Below are 16,001 nucleotides of genomic sequence, written 5' to 3'. Positions count from 1 at the left end.
TTCCGCCGACGTTCGTCCGCGTTCTCTTGCTCCTGCTCAGGGTTGTATCGATCCAGCGAACTGCTAAGAGACGCGGCCCGCTTAACGGGTTGAGCTGCCCACCGCCATAAGCGGCCTCGGCACGGCGTCGCAGTTCGGACTGGCCACCGTGCAAGCACTTTGCGTAGTTGCGCCAGATCTCGCTGCCGGACCCTTCGAGCAGGTAGATGACTTCCCTAGCAGCCTTGCGTGTCTCTAAACCTTGCGGATCTCAGACCAGTGCGACGGGCTAGGGCAGATGGGGCACTTGAGGTCGAGCAAGCTTGTTTCGCGGCCATCGGCCTAAGCGCTAAGGTCGCCACCGTCCATGAGGATGACCATCGACCGGTTACAGACGGCTTGCGTTCGTCCTCGCACTTAGCGTCGAGTAGGAATCACCCTCAAGTTCATTGAGATTTTCAGTGTGACGGTTTCCGAGGCGGCTGACACAATCGACGGCGAGGCGTCCGTCGTCGGCAATTCGCTATAGGCGGGAACGCTAAATTTCTTCGCTCGTTGTCCACCAAGCTGGCGGCCATCCGGGACTCGGTGAGGCATTCCCGACATGGTTAGCCACCTTCCATGAAGTGTTGACCTTGTGGACCACGAAGGTGAAGGCGCCCTGAACAACTGTTGCAGACTGGACGAGGTATCCATCTGTATCGCCTGTCGGAACAAGAATAACGAGCTCGTACCCTGGTCCGATCTTTCTCTTTGTGCTTCCCGCGCCTAGCCTATCGATATCCACGTCCCGCCAAAGATTTTGCAAATGCTCGCGTTCATCGTTCAGGAATCTCTCCCACAGCCCTTCAGGTTGCCCCTCGGTGGATAGAGATTGCGCCAGTTCATCTAGTCGGGAAAGGTCATCATCTGTGTGGTCTTCATTTTCCCAAATCCAGCTTTGAACGCGGCATAGAATCCAGTTCTGATCTACCGCAATGAGCCAATCTTCATGACGGCCATCCCGTGCAGCCTCGATGAACTTGTAAACTACTCCGACAGGGCCGCTTTCGGCATACCTGTCGCTCATTCCCGACTCTGACAAAGCGATGCGGTTGGCGATCTTCTCCCCTTCGCTCATTCCTGCAACAGGAGTGGCTCCAGGTGGGAGAGCGGGATCTTGATCCGGCGGCAACTCGCGATTCATGAACATGCCCATGATGGATATAAGCATCATCGCACACACGACACCGGGGAAAACGGCGTACCACTGGAAGCCGTTTCGAACAATGTAGTAGGTCCAAATTCCGAAGCCGACGAATATGATGGCAGCGAGGATTAATGAGCCGACAGGTACGGGCTTCTTCGGTGTGCCGAGTTTCTGTCCGGTCAGGCGCGCGACATCGAGCGTGATTCGACCGTGAATCCAGAACGCCGTAGGGGTGTGCTCGCGGAGAGTCTGATTCTTTTCGATCTCTTCCACAAGCGAGAGATTCTCACGGATGTCCTTCCGCAGTCTCTGCCGCCGACTTAGAACGGTGACCAAGGCGGCAAGAGGTGTGGCGACTGCGGTTACGGTTTGCACAATGGAATCGATATCCACGACGGCAATATATCGCAAGATCGCATTCAGGGCGAGCGCGGCTGAGTGGGGAGCGGAACGAAGCTGTCAAGGTGCCTAACGGGTCGCCTCTTGGCCCGTAGCGCATCGGGCGACTGCTATACACAATAAGCGGCCTCGATCCGACGCTTCAGTTCAGCCTCTCCTCCGTCCAAGCACTTCGCGTAGTTCCTCCAGAGGACTTCGGCTGACTGACCTGCCCATTCAGCCACCTGGGTCGGTGAGATTCCTGCGTTCAGCCAGGTCGACACTGCGGCGTGTCGCAGGTCATACGGCGTTTCGGCCAAGGGGGATGCCACGACCTCCGGCGTGAACACCGCCGCTCGTGCCTGTCGCCAGATGCGGTTGATAGTCAAGATCGGAAGCTCACGCTTGTTGCGTTCGCCTACGAAGAGCCGGCCGCCAGGTCCGAGGCCGAACTCACCGACGTGACTCCGCAGGATCGCGGTAAGCGGAGGAGGGCACGGCACCTCGCGCGTCTCCCCCAACGCGCGCTGCTTGAGCTGCCGGGTATCACGGTTCTCGCCGCTGTCCGTCCAGTGTTTTCCTGCGTGTGGTTCGGCCACCTCCAGCACGAACTTGCCCCACTCGTCGTCCGTGGCCGGCAGCACGAGGTTGCGGGGCAAGATGATCCCTACCGCCTCCTCCGGCCGCATCGCTGCGTAGTAGAGGCAGGCGTAGAAGGCAACCATCCGTGGGCCGGTCCGGCCCTGGTCATGTACGCCATCAAGCAGCGTTCGCACCTGCACCGGGTTGGCGACTTTACGGCGGTCGATGCCGCCGGAAGCCGTTCTCGGAGGCGTCCACTTCATCGCAGGCCAGGGGTTGGCCGTCGTCGCATCGATCTCCGTCGCGAATTCGAGCATCGCCGTGAAGATCTTCCGCCGGCGGGTGACGACCACGGGCGAACCTTCTCTGCCGTCCAACCTCAGCGTTATCCCGTCCAGAACCGTGCGGACCACTGCCGCGTTGGCAAGATCCGTCGCAGGACGAGTGTTGCGCTCCACCCACGCGAGCGCAGCGCGGATGTCGGCCGGCATGTCCTCGCCCTGACGCGAGACGGTGTTGAACGCCCACCGACGGAGAGCCGTGCGGATCAGGCGGGCATCAGGCTTGCCTCGCGTGCTCTTGAACAGGTGAGGTAATGCGGCTGTCAGCGCCTCGGCGGTCGTCTTGCGGGTCATAGCGGCCGACCGAGGCCACTTCAGATCCACGTACCTGCACGCCAGCTCGTAGCAAGAGATCTGCACGCCGGCTCGGCTCATTGAGACCGGCAAGCCGGTAGATACGTCGAACGCCTCGCCTTTGCGGGCCGCGCCAACCAGATCGGAGCGGAAGCTCTCGGCGAGCCGCTTCTCCTTGAACGGCTCCTTCTTGGGAGCGCCCGCAACGCTCCACCGCACCCAGTGCGTCGTGGTACGCGAGCCCTTGTAGACGTCCGTCTTGTGAATCCGCACGTCGTATGTCGTGGGCACCTATGCCGCCCTTTCCTCGTGCTCGGCCAGCCACCGCTCGAACTCGCTCCGACGGATCCGCAGCTCGCCGTTCGGGAGCTTGATGCACTGGGGAGCCAGACGTTTGGCCCGCCAGTCGTAGAAGGTGGATCGCGCGACATCCATCTCCGTGCAGAAGTCAGCGACGGTCAGATACGCCTTGGGCGTCGCGTCAGCGCGTCCAGAGCGGCCACGGCGCTCGCGTTCCTGCGCCAGGTCGATGACCGTTTTGTTGTTGGCCTGTCTGGCAGCCAAAGTCGGGCCTCCCCTGAGTCGTTGCGTCGGGCTTTCTCATCACCAGGGCTCTCAGCGCGGCGGGGAGGCGCCCGCGGAGCGAGACGTGATGGGCTCCGCAGAATCCGCGAAATCCGCAGATCGCCCGCAGAACTGCCATAGAGCGGATTCCGCGGATTCTGCGGACGACGAGATGCGTTCACGAGGCCCGCCCTGCGCTGATGGGCTTGACCGTGCCCGCCGGCCGGATGACCTCCGGGTGGACGAGCCAGGTCGGCGACGGCGCGCGTCCTGCGCCTCGGCGGTCGGGCGCTGCAACAGTCGCCAGGTAGCCGTGACCCAAAAGCAGGTTCAGGGCCGGATCGAGATCCGTAGCCTTGCGGAATCGGCCGCGGGACATGGCGCTGAACAGGTCACGCTTGGTGAATCGCTCAGTCTGAGTCCGTCCGATCCAACTCAAGATGTGCCGCGCGTCTTCGACGGTCGGGTCTGCGCCCATGTCGTCGAAGGCGGCCAGGGCGTGCTCGGCGAAGTAGGCGCCGATCGTGGCGGCACGAGTGAAAATGCCGGCACCGATCGACCCGCTCGGTCCGACCTCGCTGAGGTGCAGGAGTCCGGCTATGCGTGCGACAGCGCCGGCGTACTTGCTGGCCCAGTCGACGATGTGTGCCCAACTCCCCGACGGCGCCAGGCGCGGCTCGATGTCCCGCTCGATCGCCAGCATGTGTTCGTTAGCCTCGGGCGTCAGCGGCAGGAGAATAGGGTCGCGGCGGCTGGCCAGACCAAGGACTAAGGCACTCAGATTCGCGGCGTAGGCGTCGCTGACTGTGCGAGAGATCGGGTCGGCGCCGATCCGACGGCGCCCGACGGTGTTCTCCGGTACGGCGAAGAGGATGCGGGCGAGCAGGCCCTTGCCGCGGAACCCCGGCATCTGCGCGATGTCGCGCAACACCTCTGGCTGTACGGCCAGGCCGAGCGTCAGTGCAGGCTGGTCGACACGCTCCGCAGGTCGAGAGCGGCGATCGACGCGGAGCATGTCGCCGGCGTGGCCCTTAAGGAAGACCTCGAGGTTTGGCGCTCCGGAGTACCGGCCGGCGAGAGTGGCGAAGATGCCGCCCTCTGGCGACAGCACTGAAAGCCGGCCACCCTGCTCGGCAAGCAGGGAAGCGGCTTGCTCGCTCGTGATGTCATCAGCGACAAGGCGCGGCAACGGCGGAACGCTGATGGAATCGGCGTTCATCGCGGCAGCGGCAGCCTCGGCAAGTAGGCGATCTCGGCCCGCCGCATCGGATGCGGCTGCCGCAGCGTTCGCAGCTCGGTCCGCGGCCTTCGCCGCGACGCGGAGAGCCAGCTCGGCCTCGACCATCGCAGGACGAGTGCGCTCGATCAGGGCAGCCTCGGCCGCGAGCAGAGGCCGAACCAAGGCGGTGAAGACGGCCGACTTCCGCGACCCGGGTGGTAGCACCACGACCGTGAACAGGTTGACCGGCTCGCGCCAGGACCCGCGTATCTCAACCTCGGCCCGCCCGCCAGCCGCTGTGGACAGTACGGCGAGCGCGATGCAGCCGGCTAGGTCTGCCGGAGTCTGTGTGAACTCCGCGACGGCGCCGACCATGTCACCCAGCCACGCCGGGAGAGCCTCCACGGGGAACGGCCGCGGGAGTGTGCGTGCGGTCAACGGCATCGGCGCCGGCCAAGCAGCCGAGGGCACGGAAGCGAGAAGAGCACGACCAGCAGCGAGCACGTCGCGGGTGTCTCCGGTGCTGCTGGCGAGCTGGGTCAGCCGGCTTCCCAGGTCGGCAACGTCTCGACGCCGTGCGTGGTCCGCAACGATCCGGGCGTAGTGCGACGCGTTCGCTGGGGAAGGGACTGCCGCGATCATGGTGTGCAGGTAGGGCGCTCCCCCTAGCCTGACCAGCGATCCGGCGTTGGCGAGGTGAGCCGTGACGGCGATCGCATCTGCTGGCGCTCCCGCGGCGTGCAGGCCGACAAGGACGCGCCACAGCTCGGCGTGTGCCGGGCGGTAGAAGTCGTCGGCCTGCACGACGTCGGCGAGGTCCGCGACAAGGCTGGGAGCGAGAAGCGCGGAACCAATCACGGCTCGCTCGGCAGCCTCGTCGTGCGGTGGAGTGCGGGTCACAGTGTGGAAGTCCTGTCGAGTCGGGGACTGGCTTCGCTCATCGGCTGCCGTCGCGGTAGAGCCGGCGAACCTCGTTGAAGAGGTGGCGGCCAAGCCGGATGCGGATGCCGACGCCGTCACAGCGGCGGCACGACCGCCCACGCCGGCCACGTCGAGAGCCCCGCGTGCCGGTGCCAGAGCACCTACGGCACGAGCGAAACGGCTTGGCGGCGCACAGGGCGGCGTAGCTGAAAGTGATGGCGATCAAGGCGGGGCAGAGCAGGCTAGCGGCGAGGCGGGCGGCGTCCACTGGTGGCCTCCAGGGCGGTTTTGGGGTGCATTCGGCCATGGCCGCTAGCGGGCTAGCGTCCTGGTGAATCGGGCTGGAGGGGGCTAGCGGTGCCGCTAGCCCTAGCGGTGTTCGGGGCTAGATCTAGCGGCTTGCTAGCCCTACGCGGCTCTGCGCCGCTGGTTACGTTCAGCCACCGCGGCCGCCACGTCGTTGCGATGGATGCCTTTGCGGTTGGCTTTCTCGCCGGTCGCGGGATCGGTGGCCCATACCTGCCGGCCGACCGTGATGCCGTAGGGCCTGAGCGCTGCCGCGATCTGCTCCGGCTTCCACTCGCCGTACGTCTCAGGCCGCAGTTCGGCGAGCCGCGCGGCCACGGTTTCCGACCAGACCTTGGGTTCGTCGACCCGGACCACGGTGAGGATGTCGTCGAGGATTGTGGCCGCGGGATCGGCCGAGTCGGCCAGTTCGCCGGCCGCGTGCCCGGTGAGCGTTCCGTGGGCCTCGCGGAGGGCACGTGCCCGGGTGATGACGGCGTCGATGTCGGCGAGCGGTGTGCGGTTGGTCCGCACCGTCACGGCATCTTCGGCAGCGCCGGAGTCGTCAGCGCCAAGCAGGATGCCGACACCTTTATGCGCCCGCTGGAATCGCGACGCGTCGTGCCCAGCGGTGTAGCTGCCGGCTCCCAGGACAGCCTCGGACGACTGCCACGTCATCGTCTTGAGCGCGAACCGCGTACCCATGTTGTCGCGCAGATCAGTCGGCACCGCCTTGCCGTCCGGCTTCTGGGTCGCCAGCTCGATCATGATGCCGACCGACGGGCCGACCTTGCACAGCTCGGTCAACAGCTCGACGATCTCGGCGCCGTGGACCGGGTGCCCGCTGTAGCGCTGGAACTCGTCGATCAGCACGAGGATCGGCCAGAGCTTGAGCGCGCGCCGCTCGGCGATGGCGCGAGTCACCTTCGACTCGGGGCAGATGTCGGCCGGCAGCGTCGCGATCGTGTCGTAGCGCCGGTTCATGTCGGCGACCAGGGCGCGCAGGTCTTCGACCAGCGCCAGGACCACCTCGTCGCGTACGCCAAAGCCGATCCGGTGGGCGACGCGCTCGAAAACCCGCCAGTCCTGGCCGCCCTTGCCGTCGTAGATGTGCAGCTCGACGATCGGGTCCAGCGCGCAGGCGAGCGCCGGCACACGTGCGGCGAACGTCTTGCCCATCCGCGGAATCGCCCCGATGAGCAGCGACGTGAACATCAGCAGCAACCGCACTGGCCGCCCGCGCTGGTCCTCGCCGAACGGGAACGGCTCGAAGACGTCCACGCTGCCCTTCGCGATCAAGGGCCAAAGAGCAGAGGCTTTCGCGTACGGATCCTCGTCCGCGACCCACAGCGCCAGCCGTCGAGCGGAGCCCGCCGCGCCGCGTACCCGCTCCGGCCAGACCTGCACCTCGTCCAGGTCGAGCCCTGCGGCGAGGTCGTTGCGCTTCTTGATCGCGGTGTCGGCCTTGGTCCCGTACGGCAGATCGATGACCGCCCGCCATCCCGGACCGTCCCGCATGATCGGCATCGGAAACGTGATCGGCTCGTCGACCTTGCACAGCCCGGCCGCAAGGAACGCCCGCATCAGCACATCTGCCGTCAGCTTGCGCACACGCGGCTTGATCGCCGCGACGTCCATCAGCGGTCTGTCCGGCGACGAGCCGATCACGCCGAACAGGCCAGCGATCGCGGCGAGGGCGCAGTACCAGGCCCATCGGGGAGCCACGACGAGCATCGTTGTCACGGCCGATGCTCCGACGCCCAGGGCGAGAATCAGGATGAGCGTGCGGAGCCGCACCCGGCCGTCACGCTGCCGCGACAACCGGAGGTAGTCCTCGGCGTCTTCACGGCGCACGGCCGCCAGCCGGACGGGTCGCCCTTCGGCATCAGACGACCACCGCGCCGTCGCCGCGAGGGAACGGAGCAGGCCGCGTGGTGACCGGAAGACGAGCCGGCACAGGTACAGCGGCAGGCGGAGAAGGTGGTACGTGCTGATGTGCGCATAGTGGCCAGCAAACCAGCGTACGAAAGCAAGGGCTTCTGTCTTGGAGCGAAGCCAGGCGGGGACGATAGGCAGCCTCGTGACCGCCGGCGGAGTGATGGGCGGGTCGACGGGGATCGGCTGGTCGCCCACCTCGTCGTGTTCGTCGTCGATATCGGCCGACCAGGATTCCGGGCGCCGGTTGCGGCGCGTGTCGCCCAAGTGGACGACGTCGGCCTCGGCGGCGGTCCAGTCGAACTCGCCTTCGGGGTTTGGCGTTGCCATGATGGTTGTTCCTCCGGGAGGTCTGTTGGCCGATCGGGTGGGCCGAGGCGCGGCCGTTGGTTTGCAGGCCGGAGGGCCGCGCCTCGGGCGGACCTAGCGTTCGAGGTCGTCGATCACGTCGCCGTTGTCGTCGGTCATGGTGGTGATCAAGCGGGGGTACGCGCCGACGTCGAAGGCCACGACGAAGCCGGCGACCGCGGGCGGCAGGTAGACGATGACGTCCGTGCCGTCGGTGGTGCGCACTTTGGCGCGCTTCCGGCCCACCTGCGCTTCCGTGACGTCTGTGACGACCGTGCGCAGGTAGAGCGCGACCGGACACGCGTCGAGGTTGTGCTGAAGCCCGCGCCATCCGCCGTACTCCAGAAGGTGGGCGACGTCTTCGGCGTTGTCCCCAAGGGCGTTCAGGACCATGGAGAGTCGGTCCTCTGCGTTGTCGGACATAGGTTTCTCCTCTGGATCACGCGGCGGCGGACAGGTGGCGTCGCACCGTGCGATCGGTCACGCCGAGCCGGGCGGCAATCTCTTGGTTGGACAGATCGGGATGACGGGACCGCAGCCGTGCGACCGCCGTGCCGGTGTCCCGTTTGCGCGTCCGCCGCGTGTCCGGCTTGGCGTCCGCCGGGATGTCCGCCTTGGCGGCCGCCTTGGCCACCGGGTTGCTCGCCACGAGCTGGATCCGGCCGGTCAGCTCGACGAGACAGATCGACGCGACCACGATCAGCCCGTCCACGGACAAGGGGATGAGATACGGCGCAGCCCCCACCTCGCCGTATCGGGCCGCGACGCCGGCCATGTGCCAGTAGGACACCCAGGCCGCGATGCCAGCGATTGAGGCAGTGGCCGCGAGCCGCACCACCGCCAGCGATTGGCGATGCACGGGAATCCGGGAGATCAGCTCGACGGTCAGCAGCAGCGCCAGCGGCGGCCACGCCGCGATCGTCTGGCTGATCGGGTTTGGCAGGGCGTGCAGGATGTTCGCCGCGACCGAGGCCGCAACCCCGAGGACCAATGCGCCGCGTACGCCCCACCGCACCCGAATCAGTTGAGTGGAGTTCACTTGCTGCCGCTCAGCGAGTGACCGATGGACGTGAGGCCCGAGCGGACGCCGTCGACCAGCGCATGCGACGGCTTCGCGAGAACGCCGCTGCTGCCCGCGATGACCAGACCGAGCATCAGCGCGCACACCGCCGTGAAGACGATCCGGCCGCGCGTCCTGCGGTCAATGCCGAGCATCACGAGAGCGGCAATGAGGATCAGGGAGAAGATGCCGAGGCTCATCTGGGTCTCCTGACATGGGTTTCCACCGCGGTCGCCAGCATCAGGCCACCTCGTCGATCGAGCGGAGGTAGCGCTCGACAAGCGCGACCATCTCGCGCAGCACGCGGTTCTGCGCGCGGCGCAGACGGCGCCAGTCGAGCTGGGTCGGTGCCGGCTCTGCGGTGAGGAAGCGGATCTCGGCGTCGACCAGCGCAATCTCGGCGTCGAGCAGGCGTTGCTCGCGCTCGATCGCTGCGAGGTGGGCCGGGGTGGGTTCATCGGGTACGCGGAACACGGGTGTCCTTTCGGAGGGATGCCGACCGGACGAAACATGAGCCGAATACAACGTGGCGTTGTGTTCATGAGAGCGACGCTACAACGCGACGTTGTATTCGAGCAAACGAGCCGTCCGGCGTAGATGCGGGATGGCGAGTGGTGATCAGCGGAGGCGACGACGGATCGCGTAACCTCGCCGGTGATGGCTGAAGCGAGCGACAAACTGCCCCGCGACTGGTGGACGACCGATGACGTCGTGGCGTTCCTGGATTCCGTGGGAGTGCCGATCAGTCCTGCCACCTGGCGGTCTTACGTGTCGCGCGGCCAGGCGCCGGCCCCCGACCGGACGTTCGGGCGTTCGCCCGCTTGGCGGCCGGCGGCCGTCCGGGAGTGGCAAGCATCCCGGCCACGCCGCGGATCCTCTGAAGCCTGATCCAACATCGGCTCTTCACCTCCTCTCGTCAGCGCTGCTTTCCGGTAAGACCAAGTCAACCGGGAAAGCCGTGCGCTGCCGATGAGGCAACGACCATCGCGAATGCATCTCTGATGCAGTTCCGGTGAAGTAGCGAGCCCCGGGCGCCCATCGGCACCCGGGGCTCACGCGCACACGGAGGCTTACGTGCGATCCAGCAAGGCGACCGCGACGTTGAGCGCATCGCGGAGGGTCCGCGCCTCATTGGCCGTCATGTGCGTGATGGCCGGCTCAAGTCCGTCCCGGCCGGCGCTCAGCTCGATCTCGTCGGCTCCGTCGCCGCGGACCAAGTTGACGTTGACGGCGACGTGTCCGCGTGGCACGTAGACCTCCGCGATGTGGTGCACGTGCTGCGTGGCATCGAAGCTGTGGTCGATCGTGCAGTAGAGCGGGCAGTTGCGCCGCTTGGAAGTGGTCTTTCCGGCCATGTCTGGCTCCCCGGTCAAGTGGCCCCAGAGGCGGGTGAGCGCCAGTGAGGCTGGCGTGATGACTATGCCGCAAAAGATACAGACGTCTAGACGCATACGCCACTAGCCGACCATATGCCTGTACCTAACGTGAGCATGTGATTACCCCGGATCGCGAAGGCGCTGCTTACAGGCAGCTCGCCGGCATCCTGCGGGATCGCATCAGTAACGGAGAGTTGCAACCCGGCCAGCGGATGCCCTCCGAGAAAGATCTCCACGACGAATTCGGCCTGGCGCGCGAAACCGTCCGCCGCGCCATGGCAGTGCTACGCGCCGAGGGACTCATCGAGATCCGCCAGGGCCACGGCACGTTTGTCGCCGAGGCGCCCGAGCGTGTGGAGCTGGCGCCGGGGGACACCATCACCTCCGCCGCCGCGGTGACCGTCACGCGAGCGAGCGGTGAGGTGGAGACCTTCCCGACCGGCACGACGCTCGTGGTTCCCAACTGACCGATGGGATACCGCCTGCGCCGTACGCGGAAAGCGCAGTCGAGCCTGCCCTGCGATCGGTCATCGGTGGCAGCCGCATGAGTCAGCCGGCCAGAGACACGGTCATCGATCAATGGACCGGTCGCCACGCCACCGCACTTCAAGCCGCATTGCGCATGTCGCAAGACGAGATGGCCGCCCTGATCGGCGTAGCGAAACGCACGATCGCCGCCTGGAGCGAGCGCCCAGAGATCGTCATCCGACCCGAGCTACAACGGGCGCTGGACACCGCCTACAGCCGAGCCGATGAGCCGGCCAAGCTCCGCTTCGCTCGCCAGCTCAAGGCCGAAGACGACGCAGAAGCCGCAGCAGTCGGCGGCGCCGTAGCCCTGTCGGTCGCGATCGCGGTAGTCGTCAACGACGCCGAAGTCCTGCTGGTCTGTCGCCGTGACGCCGACCCGAGCGGCATCACCTGGCAGTTCCCCGCCGGCATCGTCAAGCCCGGCGCCAACTCCGCAACCGTCGCCATCCGCGAAACCCTCGCCGAGACCGGCATCCATTGCGTCATCCGCGACGAGCTGGGATCACGCGTCCACCCGCTCTCCGGCGTCAACGCGACCTACTTCCTCTGCGACTACCTCGCCGGCGACGTCGTCAACCGCGACGAAATCGAGAACACCAGCGCGCTGTGGGCGGCCAAGGCAGACGTCACCCGCTTCATCCCCGAACAACGCATCTACGAGCCAGTCCTGCGCGCCTTGGAGGCCGACAATGAGTGATCCCAAAACCGACGAGCGCCCACCCATCGCGGCCGCAGTCATCGTCAACGACGGCAAAGTCCTGATGGCCCGGCGCCGGGTGAAGGAAGGCCAGCTCTCCTGGCAGTTCCCGGCGGGCGAGGTCGAGGCTGGTGAGACGCCTGGCGCCGGCGCCGTCCGTGAGGCTGAGGAAGAGACCGGCCTGACCGTACGCGTGACCAGCGACCTTGGTTGGCGGGTCCACCCCAACACGGGCCGCACCATGTACTACTTCGCCTGCGAGGTCGTGAGCGGAACCGCCCACGTAGGCGATGAGGAAGAACTGGCAGAGGTGGCGTGGTGCGACCGCGCCACCCTCACCGAGTACGTCCCATATCCGTTTTACGAGCCGGTGCAACAGCACCTGGACGCCAACCTGCGCTGACGTCTCTCCGGCTCAGGCCGCGCCGAGCAGGTCAGCGAGCCGCGCCCGGACCACACCATCATGGAAGTGGTCTGGCAGCGGAACGCCTCCGACAGACTGCCGAGATGACACGACGTCGTCCAGCGTCTTAGCCGGCAGACGCTCGGCCAGCTCGACGCACTCAGCGGCAAACCGCCGAGCCTCGCCGATCAGCCCAATCTCACGCAGCCGGACAGCCAGGGCATAGGCGTACTCCGCAGCAGCCCGGTCGTCCTGGAAGTGAAGCTCTTCCTCGTACTGCTTCCGGATTTCGCTCAGCGAGGGGCGCTGAGCGACGTCCTCGTCAACCATCAGAACAGGTACCGCTCGGCCACGCTCGGGTACTCGAACAGCTCAGCGCTGTCGAACCACAGGTCAACCTCGTACTTAGCCTCTTCAACATTGCCGGAGGCGTGGATGAGGTTGGCAGCAACGGTGTGCTGAGCCTCGGTGTACGCCTTCGACGTGTGCGCGAAGTCCCCGCGGATCGTCCCCGGCGCCGACTGGTTCGGGAACGTAGACCCCACAAGCCGGCGAACGTTGGCGACAGCTGCCACGCCCTCCAGCACCAGGGCGATAACCGGCCCGGTCTGCATGAAGTTCGCAGTCACCTCGAACACAGACTTCCCGAACCGCTCTTCCAGGTCGAAGTAGTGCTTCTTCGCCAGCTCGGCATCCATCAGCACCATCTTGGTCCCCACGACCTTCAGCCCGGCTTCCTCAAACCGCTGAAGAATCCGCCCAGCCAACCCACGAGCAACCGCATCAGGCTTCAGTAGTACAAGGGTCCGCTCGACTGCGCTCATAGCCAACACTCCATGTCATATCGGGTGAACGCAGGGTACCGCATATGCCGTTTGCGATTTAGACGGCATCGTCGCGCCTTGCTGCCTAGTCCGATTACCGGCTTGTCGGCTGCATTTCGAAACTCTACACGGCGAATCCATGGAGATTATCAACCATTCTAGTGACTGGAGCCTTTTTCGCTCATCCCCGAGCTACTTTCGTCGGCGATGGTCTTCAGCTTGATTGTTCGCCTTAGACGGTTGAGTTTATCCATAGCCAGCAACGAGCTAACAGGAAGCAGGCCGCGAGTGGCGGCCAACTGGTCAACGATCTGGGTACTATTTGCGAGGTAGATGCTACGACTCACGAAGGCTTCTTGAATTGTGGCGTAGAAGCAAAGGGCCGATGCAAGCTCTTTGGCCACAGCCTCGGTGGATGATCTCTCAGTCTCAAGTAAACTCAGGGATGAAGCCGCTTCTAGTAATCCTTTTGCGGTCATCTTGGAATCATCACCCAAGACGCTAAGAACTTGGGGTGCGGACGAGAAATCATCATTCCCCACCACCCTCGCAAGCAGCCCTCGTTTCAGCGCACGAACTTCACCAGCTACCAGTTCTTCCACGATTGTGTCGATGTCGGTTGCCTCTGTGCGGTGCCTATGCGCAAAAATCGCCCTTACCGCTCTTACCAAGTCTCGCGGAATACCACCCGCTATACAGTGGCAGAGCATGACATACTTTGGAGGGAGCCCGATAACGCTCCGCGTGACGAGTTGTAGAGATTGATTAAAAGTGAATGGTTGGAGCCTGACAACCTCATCGAATGCGCTGTCGAGTGCCGGCCGAACCCGCATAACTCTCCGCTCGAATCCCGCGAGTGCGTCCTCCGAGACGGTAACTATGTAACTGCAGCCGCGAACATCGAAAATCGCTTTCACGTCATTGAGAAATCGTTCTGCGTCTTCGGCCTTCGCTATTCGATCGACCTCGTCAATGCAGATGAGTAAGTGTGGTTCGCCCTGCCGGATGCTGGTTAGCCAGTGCACCGTAGCTCCGACAAATGATCGGTACGAGCTGACAACCTCAGGCAAAGTGGTGGGTTGCTGAGCGAGTTGGCGCACTGCCTTTCCGCCAAGTTCGACGCCAGCCTTCTTGAAGAAGCCGGAACGTTCCGACGTGGATGTTTGCAGGTATCTAAGCATCCGCAGCTCTCGGTGCGTTCTACGGACGATGGCTGAAGTCGGTTGCCAGACCAGCCCTGATCGGAGGCGATCGGTAACTTTCCAAACAACAATCAGCGCTGGTAGCCCCAGGTAGGACGCTAATCCCGGACTCGGTAAATCAATGCCAAGGCCTTCGACGACCGCGCGGAATCCAGGAAACAACGACGCGAAAAATGCGGAGAATGCGGCTAGTATGGCAGCGGTTCTGATTAACTTCCGGATACTGGCAAGGGCGATTCTCGATGCGGGCCTCGAAGGATTACCCGCAGCTTCAAGAACTCTTTCGCAAATCTGAATGTAGAGGTGAACCAGAAACTCTCGCGCATCGTAGGTGACGGGAGCCGAAACCAATACTTTTAACGTCGGTCCATGATTTCCATGCAGTTGCCTCGAAAATGCGGTTAGTAGAGCGGTCTTTCCCACACCCCTCGGGCCACTTACCGCAATAGCGCGTGCGCCCAACGTGGTATTTAGGACTCTGATTTGATCCAGCTCGGGCCTGGAAATCAGGCGTTCAACAGCGTCCGTGTCTCCGAGCCCGGGAGCTCGATCTATGTAGAGCACATCTTCGTCTTCATTCGATAACTCGTTCAGGAGAGCTCGGAGCGTCGGTCGCAGCAATTCTGCATATTCAGCTATTTCGCTGTTCCAAGCCTTTTTAAGCTGTCGCTTCATCGTCCGGAAAACTAGGATGACCAGAAGCGTAACGCATATCAATCCAGCGCACGTGAACGCCTGGTCAATTGCGGAAATGGAATGCCAGTTTTGGACGATGCGCCTCCAGGCGGGCAAAGCCGAGGCGGCGATATTCCTCCCAGGGCTTAGGCCTTCGATCCAACTGTTGAGCTTCGCGGATAGGGCGCACAGGGCGAGTAGCGCGACACAAATGAGAAATGCTACGAACTTGAGTATTGGTGAGAAATGCGGTTCTCGCTCTTCATCATCTTCGTTATCCAGGGCGTCTTCAGAGGCCCGTTCACTCCGATACTGGTTGATGGCAGCGCTCGCAGTTTCGTAAACCTCTCTATAGGCGCCCAGTCGCTCTGTCGGATGTCCGAACTCGGGATCCTCCAGCACTAGCCGTACCGCGGCATCTACTGGCGCGTCGTTGGCTAAGACGAGGGTTCGGTCTAGGGCGCGGCCGACTCGATCTCGAATAACTTCAACCAGGTGAGCTTCGGAAAGGAAGAGTCTTCCGGCGATCTCAAGCAGAAGCTGCCGTATCTGAGGAGCACGTCCGCCCAAGGCTGGTCCCGTCACTCGTGATCAGTTATGTGGCTTACATCACACTATGTGCTCAGAGCTGTCTAGCGGGCACCGTGGATGCGACGGGTTTCCGACAGTGGGTACACGGTTCGTAACCAACCGTGTGTGACTAGCAACACATCTCCCGCGATTAGCGCCGCATGGCACGCTAGGCCTGCCGCGCAGGTGACAAGAGCGGGCGGTTTGTCTCTATCTCCCAAGCATCGAGGCCAACGAGTGGGAGTGCTAGACCGCCCAGGCGAGATCTCGGTGAGCGGTCTGTGCACGACCGTGCCTCATACGTGCCGAAGTCCTACGCCGCTCAGGTCCGTCGGCCGCGAAGCCGCAGCTCAGGGCAAGTGCGAGCCGAATGAACGCGTCGCCCTCCGGAGGCGAAAGCGCAGGTTCGAATCCTGCCGGGGGCACCAATCCAGCCAGCCGTTTCGGGCCTCTGAGCAGTGGAAACTTACAGGCCGGCCCCCGAACATCTGTCCGGCTGTCACCCGGTCATTGCCGGCCGCCTCAAGGGCATCTGACCCGTATTCGGGCCGAAGTTTCGAGCACCGCCAGGGCGTTCATCCGACGCCGCAGCTCAGTCACGCCGCCGTCGAGGCACTTCGCGCAGCACGGC

The 16,001-nt window shown here is 64.1% G+C and carries 16 protein-coding genes and 1 tRNA gene; 4 read left to right on the top strand and 13 right to left on the bottom strand.

Annotated elements, in window-relative coordinates; all coding sequences use genetic code 11:
- Positions 1 to 517: 517 nt before the first annotated feature.
- The 10 genes from AB0O15_RS06420 to AB0O15_RS06375 all read right to left on the bottom strand — a co-directional run bounded on the left by AB0O15_RS06420 (position 518) and on the right by AB0O15_RS06375 (position 10,450).
- Complete coding sequence (locus tag AB0O15_RS06420; RefSeq protein ID WP_364314820.1) at positions 518 to 1,561, bottom strand: hypothetical protein; 1,044 nt, start codon at positions 1,559 to 1,561, stop codon at positions 518 to 520.
- 116 nt (positions 1,562 to 1,677) lie between these two features.
- Positions 1,678 to 3,054: an integrase gene (locus tag AB0O15_RS06415; RefSeq protein WP_364314817.1), complete on the bottom strand. Its 1,377-nt coding sequence runs from the start codon at positions 3,052 to 3,054 to the stop codon at positions 1,678 to 1,680.
- Complete coding sequence (locus AB0O15_RS06410; protein ID WP_364314816.1) at positions 3,055 to 3,327, bottom strand: helix-turn-helix domain-containing protein; 273 nt, start codon at positions 3,325 to 3,327, stop codon at positions 3,055 to 3,057.
- Between the two features lie 178 nt (positions 3,328 to 3,505).
- Positions 3,506 to 5,446: a DUF3987 domain-containing protein gene (locus tag AB0O15_RS06405; protein ID WP_364314813.1), complete on the bottom strand. Its 1,941-nt coding sequence runs from the start codon at positions 5,444 to 5,446 to the stop codon at positions 3,506 to 3,508.
- A gap of 429 nt (positions 5,447 to 5,875) precedes the next feature.
- Positions 5,876 to 8,017: a cell division protein FtsK gene (locus tag AB0O15_RS06400; RefSeq protein ID WP_364314810.1), complete on the bottom strand. Its 2,142-nt coding sequence runs from the start codon at positions 8,015 to 8,017 to the stop codon at positions 5,876 to 5,878.
- A gap of 93 nt (positions 8,018 to 8,110) precedes the next feature.
- Positions 8,111 to 8,428, bottom strand: a complete 318-nt coding sequence (locus tag AB0O15_RS06395; RefSeq protein WP_364314808.1) for a hypothetical protein — start codon at positions 8,426 to 8,428, stop codon at positions 8,111 to 8,113.
- A gap of 46 nt (positions 8,429 to 8,474) precedes the next feature.
- The gene (locus tag AB0O15_RS06390; protein ID WP_364314806.1) at positions 8,475 to 9,074 is read right to left on the bottom strand and encodes a DUF2637 domain-containing protein; all 600 of its coding nucleotides are present in this window, start codon (positions 9,072 to 9,074) and stop codon (positions 8,475 to 8,477) included.
- Positions 9,071 to 9,295 (bottom strand): hypothetical protein, encoded by a 225-nt coding sequence (locus tag AB0O15_RS06385; protein ID WP_364314804.1) that lies wholly within the window; start codon positions 9,293 to 9,295, stop codon positions 9,071 to 9,073. Before AB0O15_RS06385 ends, AB0O15_RS06390 begins: the two co-directional genes overlap by 4 nt.
- A 40-nt stretch (positions 9,296 to 9,335) precedes the next feature.
- A complete protein-coding gene (locus AB0O15_RS06380; protein ID WP_364314801.1) occupies positions 9,336 to 9,569 on the bottom strand; it encodes a DUF6284 family protein in 234 nt (77 codons plus the stop codon).
- Between the two features lie 596 nt (positions 9,570 to 10,165).
- Entirely contained in the window at positions 10,166 to 10,450 is a 285-nt protein-coding gene (locus tag AB0O15_RS06375; protein ID WP_364314799.1) for a hypothetical protein, read from the bottom strand.
- Between the two features lie 137 nt (positions 10,451 to 10,587).
- On the opposite strand from AB0O15_RS06375, the gene AB0O15_RS06370 reads away from it, so the two are divergent.
- The 3 genes from AB0O15_RS06370 (at position 10,588) to AB0O15_RS06360 (ending at position 12,099) form a co-directional block, all read left to right on the top strand.
- Positions 10,588 to 10,938 carry a winged helix-turn-helix domain-containing protein gene (locus tag AB0O15_RS06370; protein WP_364314796.1) on the top strand — a complete coding sequence of 117 codons (351 nt, stop codon included), beginning with the start codon at positions 10,588 to 10,590 and terminating at the stop codon, positions 10,936 to 10,938.
- A 77-nt stretch (positions 10,939 to 11,015) separates the two neighbouring features.
- A complete protein-coding gene (locus AB0O15_RS06365) occupies positions 11,016 to 11,696 on the top strand; it encodes an NUDIX hydrolase (RefSeq protein ID WP_364314795.1) in 681 nt (226 codons plus the stop codon).
- On the top strand, positions 11,689 to 12,099 hold the full coding sequence (locus AB0O15_RS06360; protein WP_364314792.1) for an NUDIX hydrolase: 411 nt from the start codon (positions 11,689 to 11,691) through the stop codon (positions 12,097 to 12,099). The genes AB0O15_RS06365 and AB0O15_RS06360 overlap by 8 nt, the downstream gene beginning before the upstream one ends.
- Before the next feature lie 12 nt (positions 12,100 to 12,111).
- Here the strand turns inward: AB0O15_RS06360 and AB0O15_RS06355 are convergent, their stop codons facing one another.
- The 3 genes from AB0O15_RS06355 to AB0O15_RS06345 form a co-directional block, all read right to left on the bottom strand.
- A complete protein-coding gene (locus tag AB0O15_RS06355) occupies positions 12,112 to 12,429 on the bottom strand; it encodes a hypothetical protein (RefSeq protein WP_364314790.1) in 318 nt (105 codons plus the stop codon).
- Positions 12,429 to 12,923 carry a nucleoside-diphosphate kinase gene (locus tag AB0O15_RS06350; RefSeq protein WP_364314788.1) on the bottom strand — a complete coding sequence of 165 codons (495 nt, stop codon included), beginning with the start codon at positions 12,921 to 12,923 and terminating at the stop codon, positions 12,429 to 12,431. The genes AB0O15_RS06355 and AB0O15_RS06350 overlap by 1 nt, the downstream gene beginning before the upstream one ends.
- A 158-nt stretch (positions 12,924 to 13,081) precedes the next feature.
- Entirely contained in the window at positions 13,082 to 15,370 is a 2,289-nt protein-coding gene (locus AB0O15_RS06345; protein ID WP_364314785.1) for a hypothetical protein, read from the bottom strand.
- 364 nt (positions 15,371 to 15,734) lie between these two features.
- On the opposite strand from AB0O15_RS06345, the gene AB0O15_RS06340 reads away from it, so the two are divergent.
- Positions 15,735 to 15,798: transfer RNA gene (locus tag AB0O15_RS06340), tRNA-Arg, on the top strand.
- The last annotated feature ends 203 nt before the right edge of the window (positions 15,799 to 16,001 follow it).

Origin of the sequence: Actinoplanes sp. NPDC089786 (genome assembly GCF_040684855.1) — a bacterium.
Lineage (GTDB): Bacteria > Actinomycetota > Actinomycetes > Mycobacteriales > Micromonosporaceae > Actinoplanes.
This window is presented reverse-complemented; position numbering and strand designations above follow the sequence as displayed.

Excerpts from the sequence above, each read along its gene's own strand:
- AB0O15_RS06375 (WP_364314799.1), bottom strand. The coding sequence starts at position 10,450 with ATGGCCGGAAAGACCACTTCCAAGCGGCGCAACTGCCCGCTCTACTGC.
- AB0O15_RS06350 (WP_364314788.1), bottom strand. The coding sequence starts at position 12,923 with ATGAGCGCAGTCGAGCGGACCCTTGTACTACTGAAGCCTGATGCGGTT.
- AB0O15_RS06355 (WP_364314790.1), bottom strand. The coding sequence starts at position 12,429 with ATGGTTGACGAGGACGTCGCTCAGCGCCCCTCGCTGAGCGAAATCCGG.
- AB0O15_RS06385 (WP_364314804.1), bottom strand. The coding sequence starts at position 9,295 with ATGAGCCTCGGCATCTTCTCCCTGATCCTCATTGCCGCTCTCGTGATG.
- AB0O15_RS06400 (WP_364314810.1), bottom strand. The coding sequence starts at position 8,017 with ATGGCAACGCCAAACCCCGAAGGCGAGTTCGACTGGACCGCCGCCGAG.
- AB0O15_RS06365 (WP_364314795.1), top strand. The coding sequence starts at position 11,016 with ATGAGTCAGCCGGCCAGAGACACGGTCATCGATCAATGGACCGGTCGC.
- AB0O15_RS06360 (WP_364314792.1), top strand. The coding sequence starts at position 11,689 with ATGAGTGATCCCAAAACCGACGAGCGCCCACCCATCGCGGCCGCAGTC.
- AB0O15_RS06395 (WP_364314808.1), bottom strand. The coding sequence starts at position 8,428 with ATGGTCCTGAACGCCCTTGGGGACAACGCCGAAGACGTCGCCCACCTT.